The 13,854-nt window shown below is 34.7% G+C and carries 10 protein-coding genes; 8 read left to right on the forward strand and 2 right to left on the reverse strand.

Annotation, left to right across the window (positions count from 1 at the left end):
- Positions 1 to 140 precede the first annotated feature (140 nt).
- The 3 genes from FWJ34_RS13115 (at position 141) to FWJ34_RS13125 (ending at position 3,570) form a co-directional block, all read left to right on the forward strand.
- Positions 141 to 1,307 carry a cysteine desulfurase family protein gene (locus FWJ34_RS13115; RefSeq protein ID WP_308255775.1) on the forward strand — a complete coding sequence of 389 codons (1,167 nt, stop codon included), beginning with the start codon at positions 141 to 143 and terminating at the stop codon, positions 1,305 to 1,307.
- 22 nt (positions 1,308 to 1,329) lie between these two features.
- Positions 1,330 to 2,688 carry an FAD-dependent oxidoreductase gene (locus FWJ34_RS13120; protein WP_308255776.1) on the forward strand — a complete coding sequence of 453 codons (1,359 nt, stop codon included), beginning with the start codon at positions 1,330 to 1,332 and terminating at the stop codon, positions 2,686 to 2,688.
- A 126-nt stretch (positions 2,689 to 2,814) separates the two neighbouring features.
- The gene (locus tag FWJ34_RS13125; protein ID WP_308255777.1) at positions 2,815 to 3,570 is read left to right on the forward strand and encodes a DUF2993 domain-containing protein; all 756 of its coding nucleotides are present in this window, start codon (positions 2,815 to 2,817) and stop codon (positions 3,568 to 3,570) included.
- 210 nt (positions 3,571 to 3,780) lie between these two features.
- Here the strand turns inward: FWJ34_RS13125 and gatB are convergent, their stop codons facing one another.
- Positions 3,781 to 5,268, reverse strand: a complete 1,488-nt coding sequence (gene gatB, locus FWJ34_RS13130; protein ID WP_308255778.1) for an Asp-tRNA(Asn)/Glu-tRNA(Gln) amidotransferase subunit GatB — start codon at positions 5,266 to 5,268, stop codon at positions 3,781 to 3,783.
- Between the two features lie 132 nt (positions 5,269 to 5,400).
- On the opposite strand from gatB, the gene FWJ34_RS13135 reads away from it, so the two are divergent.
- On the forward strand, positions 5,401 to 6,081 hold the full coding sequence (locus FWJ34_RS13135) for an ATP-dependent Zn protease (protein ID WP_308255779.1): 681 nt from the start codon (positions 5,401 to 5,403) through the stop codon (positions 6,079 to 6,081).
- A gap of 161 nt (positions 6,082 to 6,242) precedes the next feature.
- Here the strand turns inward: FWJ34_RS13135 and cysH are convergent, their stop codons facing one another.
- Complete coding sequence (cysH, locus tag FWJ34_RS13140; protein WP_396231922.1) at positions 6,243 to 7,061, reverse strand: phosphoadenosine phosphosulfate reductase; 819 nt, start codon at positions 7,059 to 7,061, stop codon at positions 6,243 to 6,245.
- A gap of 248 nt (positions 7,062 to 7,309) precedes the next feature.
- On the opposite strand from cysH, the gene FWJ34_RS13145 reads away from it, so the two are divergent.
- From FWJ34_RS13145 to FWJ34_RS13160, 4 genes are all read left to right on the forward strand, one after another.
- Positions 7,310 to 8,701, forward strand: coding sequence for an NAD-dependent malic enzyme (locus FWJ34_RS13145; protein WP_308255780.1), 1,392 nt, complete (start codon positions 7,310 to 7,312; stop codon positions 8,699 to 8,701).
- Positions 8,702 to 8,784: 83 nt separating this feature from the next.
- The gene (locus FWJ34_RS13150) at positions 8,785 to 8,892 is read left to right on the forward strand and encodes a DUF4351 domain-containing protein (protein WP_308255784.1); all 108 of its coding nucleotides are present in this window, start codon (positions 8,785 to 8,787) and stop codon (positions 8,890 to 8,892) included.
- A complete protein-coding gene (locus tag FWJ34_RS13155) occupies positions 8,892 to 9,908 on the forward strand; it encodes a DUF4351 domain-containing protein (protein ID WP_308255781.1) in 1,017 nt (338 codons plus the stop codon). Before FWJ34_RS13150 ends, FWJ34_RS13155 begins: the two co-directional genes overlap by 1 nt.
- 346 nt (positions 9,909 to 10,254) lie before the next feature.
- On the forward strand, positions 10,255 to 13,854 hold a 3,600-nt coding region (locus FWJ34_RS13160; RefSeq protein ID WP_308255782.1), incomplete at its 3' end, for a Calx-beta domain-containing protein.

Here is a 13,854-nt window from a genome sequence, read left to right on the forward strand (position 1 = left end):
CAACCCCAATATCCGGATATTGAGACGATTATTAGTCATGCTTGGCAATGGCATCAACGATAATTAGGAATTAGGGGATGAGGAATGAAGAATGAAAAATTTTGAAGATATAATGAAAAAAGTTAAATAACTGTTAAAGAATGTCAATTTATCTTGATTCTAGTGCTACCACTGCACCTCGTTTGGAAGTTATCGAATTAGTGACTAAAATTCTAAGGGATGGTTGGGGTAATCCTTCCAGTTTACACTCTTGGGGGGAAAGAGCGGCTCTGATTTTAGAAAAGGCGAGATGGCAAGTAGCAGATTTACTTAACGCTTCCTCCCCTGATAATATCATTTTTACTTCTGGAGGTACAGAAGCTGATAATTTAGCGATTTTTGGCATAACTTCTCATTATCATCAGCCACAACATCTCATTATCTCTAGTGTAGAACATTCGGCCATCGCTCGTCCTGTGGAATTTTTAGAGAAAAAAGGTTGGCAAGTAACAAAATTACCTGTAAATCGACAAGGAAGGGTTAATCCCGAAGACTTAAAAAACATTTTACAGGAGAATACAGTCTTAGTATCTATTATTTATGGACAAAGTGAAGTTGGTACAATTCAACCGATAAAAGAATTAGTAAATATCACCAAAAATCATAGTCAAGCCTTATTTCATACTGACGCAGTACAGGTTGTCGGACATTTACCAGTGGATGTTGAGAATTTAGGAGTTGATTTATTATCTCTTTCAGGACATAAATTTTATAGTATTCAAGGTGCTGGGGCGTTATATTTAAAAAAAGGCATCTCATTAAATCCCCTTTGTCATGGAGGAGGACAAGAAAACGGATTACGAGGAGGTACACCATCACTACCTGCCATTGCTTCTCTAGGATTAGCCGCCCATTTAGCACAAAAAGAAATAGAATCAGAAACCTTGAGATTAATAGGATTAAGAGACTATTTTATCGACTTAATGTTATCAAAATACCCTCATTTATCCTTAACTGGTGATAAATATCATCGTTTACCCCACCACGCCGGTTTTCTCATTAATTATCCTGACAAAGAAATAACTGGGCGAAAAATCGTCAGAGACTTAAGTTTAAAAGGTATTGCTATAAGTGCTGGTTCTGCTTGTAATAGTGGTAAATCTTTACCTTCTCCTGTTTTATTAGCTATGGGTTATTCTCCTACAGAAGCGTTAAAAGGTATTCGTTTTAGTTTCGATCGCTATACTACCAAGGAAGACTTAAAATTAACAGTAGGGGTAATTGATGAATTATTTTTATCCTTTTTTAAACATCATATTGCTGAATAATTTTTGAATGATTTTTTTTATCATGAATCGTCGCTATTTTTTATATTTAACTACTCTTGTTTTAGCAGCAACTTTAAGTAGTCAAAAATCAGCAATAAGTAATCAAATTAAAACCAAAAAAAAGGTTATTATCATCGGTGCAGGAATTGCTGGATTAACTGCCGCTCGTTCTTTACAAAATAAAGGTTTTGAAGTAATCTTATTAGAAGGTAGAAATCGTATCGGTGGACGTTTGTGGACAAGTAAAAAATGGAAAGATGCTCCTGTAGATATGGGTGCTTCATGGATTCACGGCAAGGAAGGCAACCCCATTACTAAATTAGCTAAATCTGCTAACGCCAAATTATTTCCTACCACTTATAATAATGCAATCGTTTATGATACCAATGGTAAAGTTATCACAGAAGTACGAGACAATAAATTAGACAAATTACAAAGTAAGTTAGAAAAAATAATACTTAAGATACAAGATAATTATTCACAACCGATTTCTTTACAACAGGCATTAGAAAAAGAATTAAATTGGCAAAATTTATCGGAAATCGATCGCATTGATTTAGAGTATTTACTAAATACCATCATTGAGCATGAATATGCCGCAGATACATCTAAACTTTCAGCTCAATATTTTGATGAAGGAAAAGAATTTGACGGAAATCATTTACTATTTATAAATGGTTATAACGTTGTTACTGACTATCTGGCAAAGGGTTTAAATATTAAACTCAATCATCTTGTCCAAGAAATAAGATATGATTCTCAAGGAGTAAATATCAAAACTAATCAAGGTAATTTTAAGGCTAATGCAGTAATTGTGACTTTACCTTTGGGAGTTTTACAAAAAAATATTGTTAAATTTTCACCTTCTTTGCCCACTAATAAAATTAAAGCAATTAACTCTTTAGGCATGGGAATTTTAAATAAATTATATTTACGTTTTCCTTCACGATTTTGGACAAAAAATTATGATTGGATTGAACGTATTTCCCCAAAAAAAGGACAATGGAGTGAATGGGTAAATTTAGAATCAGCACTCAAAATTCCAATTTTATTAGGATTTAATGCCGGTAAATTTGGTAATCAGATTGAATTTTGGAAAGATGAAAAAATTGTGGAAGATGCCATGAAAACTTTACGGAGTATTTTTGGTAACTCTATACCTAACCCCCAAGATTATCAGTTAACAAGGTGGAATAGTGATCAATTTACGTTTGGTTCTTATTCTTATTATGCTATAGGTTCAACTCCTCAACATCGCCGAGAATTAGGTAAACCCATCGGTAAACAAGTCTATTTTGCCGGAGAAGCCACTTCTTTAGATTATCCTGCTACAGTACATGGTGCTTACTTGAGTGGTTTACGAGTAGCAGAAGAACTGTAATTCTAACAATATAATAATTCTCATATATCATTTACTTATATGCTTCTCTTAATTTATTAATATTAATTTACATATTTTAATATTTCTTAATGTTAAGATAGGTAATTGTAAAAGTAAATCAGGACGATGACAGCAATTGTGTTTGGTAGCTTACCTTTTTCAGGACAAAATGGCGATAAAATCGTCAGTAAAGCAATAACAACAGCCATCGCCGCCTTGTTTAAAAATACGGGTAAATTAGAAGCGAATCTTAGAGTTGAGCCTGTCGCTAAACTTTTACAAGGAAGTGTTGATGGTTTTGACTTTGTTGGTAATGGTATGTTAATGTATAACGGTTTGCGCTTAGAAGCGATGGAATTATATCTCCAAGCAGTTTCTATCGATTTTAGTGCCATTTTTAGCGGTAAAGTGAAATTAAGACAACCGACTCAAGCCACCATGAGAATCGTGCTGACAGAGGAGGATTTAACCACTTCTTTTAATACTCCTTTTATCATCGACAAGTTACAAAGATTAAAATTTGAAGGAAAATCTCTTTATTTTCAACACACAGAAATGAGAATAAATGATGATAAATCTTTAAGGATTAAATCCCAAATAAAAGTAGATGATGCTGTAGAAGTTACTACCATAGATATTAAAGCAGATTTAGAATTACAAGGTAGAACAAAAATTCAATTTACTAATCCTCAATATGGGGGAAATGAGGAAGGACAAATATTAGGAAAAGCGATTCTTGATCATGTTAATAATTTACTCGATTTAGATAATTTTTCTATTGATGGTATTAGGTTAAGAGTTGATCGTGCTAGAGTTAAAGATAAAGAATTTATATTTTATGGCACAGCAGAAATTGACCATTTTCCAGAACGTAAAAAGTAAAGTTATGCACTTAAATTTTCAATTCTAGGGACTTTTTTTATTGTGTTAAATACATACAAATTAACACTATTTTTCTCCTCAAAAAAAAATATATGTAGCTTGGGTTGAACAAAATAAAACCCAACATTCACGATAAATTGAAACAAAATATTTGTTATCGCAATATAGGTTATTTTCTGTTGGGCTACGCTATCACTAACCCAACCTACTTTAATTGTTGTTTAACTTTTCATTAAGGATTTTATTGGCTAATTTAGGATCAGCTTTTCCTCCTGTTTCTTTCATAATTTGTCCGACAAAAAATCCCTGTAACTTAGTTTTTCCAGCTCTAAATTGTTCTAATTTATCAGGATTATCAGCGATAATTTTATCTATAATTTCTGCTAATTCATCAGGATTAGATATAGCAATTAACCCTTTACTTTCGACTATTTCTTTAGGAGATCCGCCTTTAACTAATAATTCAGGTAATAAGTCTTTAGCAATTTTACCGCTAATTGTACCGTTTTCAATTAAAGTAATTAACTCTGCTAAATTCTCTGGTTTTAAAGCAATATCGTTAATGGTAACTTCTGGGTTACTATTTAAGTATGCCGCAATATCTTGTGTTACCCAATTAGCGGCGGCTTTAATACTCGCACCTCCGGTAATTACAGCTTCAAAATAGAGTGCAACATCCCGATCGTCGGTTAAAACTCTGGCATCATAAGCAGATAAGCCAAATTTTGCTTCGTAACGACTACGTTTTTGGGCAGGTAATTCAGGTAAAAGTTTTTGTATAGCTTTTAATTGTGCTTCACTGACTTCTAAAGGGGGTAAATCTGGCTCAGGGAAATAACGGTAATCGCTTGAGCCTTCTTTCACCCTCATGCTAATCGTATGCTGTTTACTTTCTTCCCACAAGCGAGTTTCTTGAATAATGGCTTCCCCATTACCAATGGCTTCTATTTGTCTTTCAATTTCATATTCAATGGCTTTTTGAATGGCACTAAAAGAATTCATATTTTTGATTTCAACTTTAACACCGAATTCTTTTTGACCAACAGGACGCACGGAAATGTTAACATCACAACGTAATGAACCTTCTTGCATATTACCATCACTAATGCCTAAATAACGCACTAAACGCCGCAATTCTTGAGCGTATTCGGCTGCTTCTTGTCCACTTCTGAGGTCGGGTTCTGATACAATTTCTAATAAAGGCACACCAGTTCGATTAAAGTCTATCAAAGAATGGGTTGATCCTGCTAGTCGATCGCTTCCAGCATGAACTAATTTTCCTGCATCTTCTTCCATGTGTAGGCGAGTGATACCGATGGTTTTTTTGCTGACTTCTTTGGTTTTACTATCGACTAATTCTATTTCTAATTTGCCATGTTCAACAATGGGTAAATCATATTGAGATATTTGATAATTTTTTGGTAAGTCAGGATAAAAATATTGTTTTCGATCAAATTTACTATAACGAGCGATTTTTCCTTGAATAGCTAAACCGACTTTGATGGCTGAGTTTAAAACTTCTTCGTTTAATACAGGTAAAACTCCGGGATGTCCTAAACACACAGGACACACGTTAGTATTAGGAGGACTATCAAAATTAGTGGAACAATGGCAGAAAATTTTTGTATTAGTATTAAGTTGACAATGAGTTTCTAAACCAATAATTGCTTCATACTTGGTTTGAGTAGCTGTGGTCATATTTTTATAGACTATTAATAGTATCTCAAAATTATTCTAACTCGAATTGCTACCTAGTCGTTAGGATAAATTCATGGCAAAATAAAGAAAAAGAGAACAAAGATAAAAAAGAGTTTTTAATTATTTTATTTTATGCAAGATACTGGTTTAAATATTTTAGCGATCGCTATTTTTTCTTTAACATTATCGGTATTATTAGGACCACTTTTGAACATATCCCCAGCCATACCAGCAAGTTTAACTTTTGTGATGTTAGGTCTAATTACGATTGATACTTTATCATGGAAGAATCAGGGTGTTAATTTATTATTAAATATTTTCGCATCTTCAGAACAAAAAGAAAGAATTATTTATCATGAAGCGGGACATTTTTTAACAGCTTATTTATATCAAATACCTATTATTGATTATAGTTTAAGTGCATGGGAAGCAATAAAAAAGAAAAATACAGGCTCTGGAGGCGTAATATTTGATGATAGTTTTCTAAAAGAAAAATCCCTAGATTTAAAAGAATTTAATTTAATAATCGAACGTTTTGGAGTAGTTTTAATGGCGGGAATAGCGGCCGAAAAATTGATTTATAATCATAGCGAAGGAGGGCAAGATGATCAACAAAAGTTTCAAGAAATTTATAGTAATTTAACTTTAACTTATTCTAATTTTCAGGTGAAACAAAGATTGGCTATTCTACAGGCAACAAGTATGATTGAAAAAAATAAAGAGTCTTATTTAGCTTTAGTTGAAGCCATGAAAAAACGTCAATCTGTCACTGAATGTCAAGCAATTATTCAAAAAACTTTAAATATAACTTAATAACTGATGTTACGGAAAAATAGAATTAATTGTTGATTTGAGGTATCAGGTGTTGGTTGTCAGGTTTAAAAATCAAAAAAATTCACTATTTTTTTTAGGGGAGTATTAGGTATATATGAATGAATGCGTAATGTCAGTTAATAACCTTTTTTGCGTCTTGATTAAAGTTGGCTAGAATCTAAACTTTGAGCTTCTTCTACCGTGGTAGGTAAATGTAAACCACATTCTTGTTTAACTCCATGAAAACGAGTATTTCTTTCATTATCATCATCGGCGGTGAGGGGGCTACTTGAATGCCAATCTCCTACAGACACATAACCTTGATCAAAATGAGGATGATAGGGTAAGTCATATTTAGTTAAATATTGGTAAATATCCCGAGAATTCCATGTTAGTATAGGTAATATTTTATACTGATCGCCTTGTTTATTGACATAAGTCAATTGTTGGCGAAATTGTGTCTGGTTTTGTCTTAAACCTGCTAACCATGCTTTAGCTTCTAACTCTTTTAACGCCCTTTGCATTGGCTCTACTTTCCTGATACGATCATATAAATTTAGAGAGTCAACATCTTTTTTCTGCCATAGTTTACCATAGATGGCTTCCATTCTGGCAGGACTAATATCTGATTGATATACTTTTAAGTTAAGATTCAGTTTTTGGGTTAATTCTTCTGCAAAAAGATAAGTTTCTTTGGGTAAATAACCCGTATCAATCCAAATGATAGGAATATTCGGCACAACCTGAGTAACTAAGTGCAACATTACCGCCGCTTGAATGCCAAAACTGGTACTCATTACTAGATGTTTGTGAAATTCTTGATTTGCCCATGCGATGATTTCTAAGGCACTAACTGAAGTTAAATTTTCGTTGAGTGTCGCTAAATCGAGAGGATAATGAGATACTTGAGATACTGATTTCAGTGATGATGTCTGGTGATGTGATGTTAAGATAGTTTCTAGCACTGCGATCGTTTTCAATAATAACTACTGTTTATATTTCCCTAATCACAATATTATATATTTAATAGAGAATAGTGGATAGTGAATAATTGATAGTTGTGAAATAGGCGTCTTACCAGTAACTTTCCTAATCTCTTAATCTTCTAATCTTTTAATCTCCTCATCTAATCAAATAGTGGTTTCCTAACAAATAGAATCAAAAGCCATTGATTCTTTAGGATACAATTCAAGGGATATTTATAGAGATAAAGATAGAGTAGTAAATTATGACAGATTTAACCCCTAATTCTAGTTTTAGTTTAACAGTTCGTTTAGAATTATTGAACCGTGCTGGGACATTAGCAAAAGTAACCAAAGCTATTGCCGAAGTTGGTGGTAATTTAGGGCAAGTATCCCTGATTGAGCGCAATTTGAAAACGATTAAAAGAGAGTTAACTATTGATGCTTTCAGTACAGAACACGCAGAAAAAATTGTTGCGGCAATTAAATCCGTTGCCGAAGTTAACATTCTTCATGTAAGCGATCGCACTTTTGATATTCATCGAGGTGGGAAAATTCATATTCAAAATCGGATTGCCATTACTTCTTCTTCTGACTTAGCTATGGCTTATACTCCCGGAGTTGGTAGAATTTGTAAAGCTATCCATGAAAATCCCGAAAATTTATATTCTTTGACGATTAAAAGTAATAGTGTTGCCATTGTTACTGATGGTAGTGCTGTATTAGGATTAGGTAATTTAGGTGCTGGGGCAGCGTTACCCGTCATGGAAGGAAAATCCATGTTATTCAAAGAATTTGCAGATATTGATGCTTTTCCTATTTGTTTAGCCACTCAGGATGTGGAAGAAATTATTCAAACTGTTAAAAATATTGCTCCTGTTTTTGGTGGTGTTAACCTTGAAGATATTGCCGCCCCTCGTTGTTTTGAAATCGAAAAAAGGTTACAGGAAGAGTTAAATATTCCTATTTTTCATGATGATCAACATGGTACAGCTATTGTTACTGTTGCCGCTCTGATTAATGCTTTAAAAGTTGTTAAAAAAGAAATAGAGACTATTCAAGTCGTTATTAATGGTGCTGGTGCAGCCGGGGTAGCCATCGCTAGATTACTAAATGAAGCTAATTGTAATAATGTTACACTTTGTGACTCGCAGGGTATTATAAGTAAAGATAGAGCAAAATTAACGTCTGAAAAGCAATTGTTTGCAGTGGAAAAAGGCGGTTTCTTGAAAGATGCGTTAATAGATGCAGATGTGTTTATTGGTGTTAGTGCACCCAAAATTCTCACTCCTGAAATGGTGAAAACCATGGCTGAAAATCCGATTATTTTTGCTATGGCTAATCCTATTCCTGAAATTCAACCCGAATTAATCCAAGATATTGCTGCTGTTATTGCCACAGGTAGAAGTGATTATGCTAATCAAATCAACAACGTTTTAGCCTTCCCCGGCTTATTTCGAGGTGCTTTAGATTGTCGTGCTTCGGCTTTAACTACTGAAATGTATCTTCAAGCCGCTAAAGCGATTGCTTCTTTAGTTTCTCCCAATGTATTAGATAAAGAGCATATTATTCCCTCCGTGTTTGACAATCGAGTCGCTACCACTGTATCTGCCGCCGTACAAAGAGCCGCTCGTGAAGCTGGAGTTGCCCGACTTTAACTCACAAAAATCAAAATCAGAAATTAATTATTCGTTTAATTCAAAGAAAATTAGGAGTAATTAATAAAGATTGACAGTTAGAAATAAAAGCGTTAAATATCGATGATTTAGAAACCTTAGCAGAGGATTTATTTGACATGACTTCTGTGGAAGATTTACAACAATGGTTACAGAAATTTACAGATAATTAATGACAGAAATAACAGCTAACTATGATGAACCATGGAAAGAAGCTATAGGAGAATATTTTGACCGATTTCTCCACTTCTTTTTTCCTGATGTATATAACTTAATCAACTGGTTAAAACCACCCATTTCTTTAGATAAAGAATTACAAAAAATAACTGCCGATTCCCAAGACAATAAAAGATTAGTCGATAAACTATTTCAAGTATGGCTCAAAGATGATCGAGAAGTATGGATTTTAATTCATGTAGAAGTACAAAGTCAGTATGATATAGATTTTGGTCAACGAATGTTTATTTATCATTATCGCATCTTTGACCTATATCGAAAACCAGTAATTAGTCTTGCTATACTAGGGGATGAAAGCAAAACATGGCGACCATCAAACTACGGTTATGATTTAGGAGGATGTCAACTTAACCTGAATTTTCCCACCATTAAACTACTAGATTATCAAGAAAAATGGGAGGAATTAGAAACAAATTTAAACCCATTTGCTATGATGATCATGGCACATTTAAAAACCAAAGCAACCACCAGTAATTTAACCGAAAGGGAACAATGGAAATGGCTTTTAATCAGAAGTTTATATGAAAAAGGCTACTCTAAATTAGAGGTAGTAAAACTGTTTAAATTTATCGATGCCATGATGACTTTACCACCATTATTACAACAAAATTTGAATACAAAAATAATCAAATACGAGGAGGAAAAAATTATGCCGTTAGTTAGCCCTTTTGAGCAAATGGCGAAAGAAGAAGGTTTACAGCAAGGTTTACAGCAAGGCTTACAACAAGGCTTACAACAAGGAATTGAAGAAGGCTTACAGCAATTACAAGAAAGAATTGATCGAGAAAAAGAGTTAATTATTCGTCAATTAACTAAAAAATTGGGAACAATAAACTCTGATTTACAAAGGCAAATAAAAGCCTTAAATATTGACGATTTAGAAACATTAGCTGAAGATTTCTTAGATTTTAATTCCATCGATGATTTACAACAATGGTTAACTAAATTCTAATTTTTAAATCTTAACTGTAGTAAAAAAACATTTTAACGGTAGCTTGAAATATAGCTACTTTTTTTAGATTCTGACGAGGAAAAGAAAGATTAACAAAAAAATGAGATCGCTCTCTAACCAATATCGATCACGAAGTGACGCTGCTCGATCGCACTAAGCAATGGGAAAAAATCCATAGGAAATTTATTTCAAGGCAAACTCCTTAGTAAGGGGGGGCAGGGTGGGATCAATATTAAGAAGTCAAACAAATTGTTACTATTTCGTGACCTGAAATACAAAGGCTCATCGGATTTTTTAAAAAATATGTTAGTGTTGTAACCATAAATTTAAAATATATAATTAATTCATGACTCCATTAAGTCAAGCCATCGCCCAAGCCGAAGTACTCTTGCTCAAAGCCTCTCTAAATCCTAGTCTCGAAGCTGATTTAATCACCGCCTTTGGAGATAACTATAACGTTACAGTAGCGAATAATCTTTTCTCCTTCTGGAAAAATCGAGACTTTAGTAACTTACCCAAAATCGAAGTTTTATCCCCTACGGAAATTAATGGGGCTAACGGTGCATATAGTACCACCAATAACACCATTTATTTATCATCTTCCCTCCTTGAGTCACAATCCATTACTGCCATTCGTGATGTATTAATAGAAGAAATTGGACACTTTATCGATGCCCAAATTAACAACCTAGACAGTCAAGGAGACGAAGGGGAAATTTGGCGTAACTTAGTGTTAAATCAGCCCATGACTACGGCGGAGTTAGACACCCTCAGAAATGAAAATGATTGGAATACCGTTACTGTTAATGGTGAAACTCTCAATGTCGAAAATAGTGGTACTATTATTCAGTTAACCAATAATATTACAAATGATTACTATCCGCAAATCTCAGGGAATAATGTAGTATGGCATAATTGGGATGGTAATGACTATGAAATATATTTTTACAATGGGACTACCACTACTCAATTAACTAATAATACTACAGATGATGGGTCTCCGCAAATCTCAGGGAATAATGTAGTATGGACTGGGAGGGATCGTACTGATTATGAAATATATTTTTACAATGGGACTACCACTACTCAATTAACTGATAATCCTACAGATGATTGGCGGCCGCAAATCTCAGGGAACAACGTAGTATGGTATGGCTTTGATGGTAATGACTATGAAATATATTTTTACAATGGGATTACTACTACTCAATTAACTAATAATACTACAGATGATGGGTCACCGCAAATCTCAGGGAACAACGTAGTATGGTATGGCTTTGATGGTAATGACTATGAAATATATTTTTACAATGGGATTACCACTACTCAGTTAACCAATAATACTACAGATGATGGGTCTCCGCAAATCTCAGGGAATAATGTAGCATGGTCTGGATGGGATGGTACTGATTATGAAATATATTTTTACAATGGAACTACTACTCAATTAATTAATAATGCTACAAATGATTATGAGCCGCAAATCTCAGGAAATAAAGTAGTATGGAATAGTTATGATGGTAATGACTGGGAGATATATTTTTACAGTGGCACTACCACTACTCAGCTAACTAATAATACTACACATGATAATTATCCGCAAATCTCAGGGAATAACGTAGTATGGCAAGGATGGGATGGTAATGACTATGAAATATATTTTTACAATGGGACTACCACTACTCAGTTAACTAATAATACTACAGATGATGATGAGCCGCAAATCTCAGGAAATAACGTAGTATGGAGTGGATTTGATGGTAATGACTATGAAATATATTTTTACAATGGGACTACCACTACTCAGTTAACTAATAATACTAAAGGTCGTTATAATCTGCAAATCTCAGGAAATAACGTAGTATGGAGTGGATTTGATGGTAATGACTATGAAATATATTTTTACAATGGAACTACCACTACTCAGTTAACTGATAATACTACAGATGATGGGTCTCCGCAAATCTCAGGGGATAATGTAGTATGGAGTGGCTTTTATGGTAGTGACAATGAAATATATTTTTACAATGGAACTATCACTACTCAGTTAACTGATAATACTACAGATGATGGGTCTCCGCAAATCTCAGGGAATAATGTAGTATGGAGTAGTTGGGATGGTACTGATTTTGAAATATATTTTTACAATGGCATTACCACTACTCAGTTAACTAATAATACTACAGAAGATTATAGTCCGCAAATCTCAGGGAATAACGTAGTATGGAGTGGATTTGATGGTACTGACTATGAGATATATACATATCAGATAACTCAATCTTTACCAACTCTTGCCATTAATGATGTTAGTATAACCGAAGGTAATAGCGGTACTAAAAATGCCGTTTTTACCGTCACTCGCACGGGGACAGCATTACAAGCTATTACGGTTAATTATGCCACTGCTAACGGTACAACTAACCCCGCCACCGCCGGAAGTGATTATGTAGCCAAAACAGGTAGTTTGAGTTTTGCTACCAACGAAACCACTAAAACAATTTCGGTGGTGATTAACGGTGATACTACAGTAGAAGCGAACGAGACTTTCTTTGTTAACCTCAGTGGTGCTGTAGGTGCAACTATTGATGATAGTCAAGGTTTAGGCACAATTACAAACGATGATAACTTATTACTGGTAGGAGATGCTAACAATAATAATCTTGGGGGAGGTACGGGTAATGATACTTTACAAGGATTAGGTGGAAATGACACCCTCAATGGAGGTGGAGGAAACGATCGCATTGAAGGAGGCACAGGAAATGATAGCATGGTAGGAGATACGGGTAATGATACCTATTATGTGGACAATACAGGCGATCAAGTTATTGAAAATGTCAATGAGGGTACAGATACCGTTAGCTCTACTATTACCTATACTTTACTAACAAACTTAGAAAACCTAATCTTAGAAAGTACAGCAAACATTAACGGTACTGGTAATACTTTAAATAACATTATTACTGGTAACAGTGGTAATAATAGCCTTAACGGTGGTGACGGTAATGACACTCTCACCGGCGGTGATGGCAACGATACCCTCAACGGTGGTACGGGAAGCGATCGCCTAATGGGTGGTATTGGCAATGATCTTTACTATGTCGATGTAACAGGGGATGTGGTAGTGGAAAATGCTAACGAAGGCACTGATAGCGTTATTTCATCTCTCACTTATACCCTAACTACTAATGTTGAGAATCTCACCTTAACAGGTACTACAGCGATAAACGGTACGGGTAATACCCTCAATAACGTTCTTACTGGTAACAGTGGTAATAATAGCCTAACAGGTGGTGACGGTAATGATACTCTTATCGGTGGTACGGGCAATGATACCCTTAACGGGGGTACGGGTGCTGATAGTTTAGTCGGAGGCACGGGCAATGACTTTTATACTGTTGATGCTGTTGATGACATAGTTAGCGAAACATCTACTATTGCAACGGAAATTGACACGGTACAATCTTCTGTTACCTATACTTTAACCGCTAACGTCGAAAACCTCACCTTAACAGGTACAACGGCTCTTAGTGGTACAGGAAATAGCTTAAACAACCTAATCATCGGTAATAGTGGCAATAACACTCTCAGTGGTGCTAGTGGGAATGATACCCTTAACGGGGGTGTCGGTGCTGATTCTCTGATAGGCGGATTAGGAAATGATCTTTATAATGTAGATAATAGCGGTGATGTCGTAGTCGAATTATTGAATGAAGGTACAGATTTAGTATTCTCCTCCGTTACTTATACCCTGACAGATAACCTAGAAAACCTGACTTTAACAGGCACAACGGCTATTAATGGTACTGGTAATACTCTCAATAACACCATCACTGGTAACAGTGGTAATAATAACCTTAACGGTGGAGACGGTAATGACACTCTCACCGGCGGTGATGGCAACGATACCCTCAACGGTGGTACGGGAAGCGATCGCATGGTAGGAGGT

The organism is Geminocystis sp. GBBB08 (genome assembly GCF_016743215.1).
In the GTDB taxonomy this organism is placed as follows: Bacteria; Cyanobacteriota; Cyanobacteriia; order Cyanobacteriales; family Cyanobacteriaceae; genus Geminocystis.

What these genes read in the sequence shown, in the direction of transcription:
- FWJ34_RS13115 (WP_308255775.1), top strand. Translation starts at nt 141, where the DNA reads ATGTCAATTTATCTTGATTCTAGTGCTACCACTGCACCTCGTTTGGAA.
- FWJ34_RS13120 (WP_308255776.1), top strand. Translation starts at nt 1,330, where the DNA reads ATGAATCGTCGCTATTTTTTATATTTAACTACTCTTGTTTTAGCAGCA.
- FWJ34_RS13125 (WP_308255777.1), top strand. Translation starts at nt 2,815, where the DNA reads ATGACAGCAATTGTGTTTGGTAGCTTACCTTTTTCAGGACAAAATGGC.
- gatB (WP_308255778.1), bottom strand. Translation starts at nt 5,268, where the DNA reads ATGACCACAGCTACTCAAACCAAGTATGAAGCAATTATTGGTTTAGAA.
- FWJ34_RS13135 (WP_308255779.1), top strand. Translation starts at nt 5,401, where the DNA reads ATGCAAGATACTGGTTTAAATATTTTAGCGATCGCTATTTTTTCTTTA.
- FWJ34_RS13145 (WP_308255780.1), top strand. Translation starts at nt 7,310, where the DNA reads ATGACAGATTTAACCCCTAATTCTAGTTTTAGTTTAACAGTTCGTTTA.
- FWJ34_RS13155 (WP_308255781.1), top strand. Translation starts at nt 8,892, where the DNA reads ATGACAGAAATAACAGCTAACTATGATGAACCATGGAAAGAAGCTATA.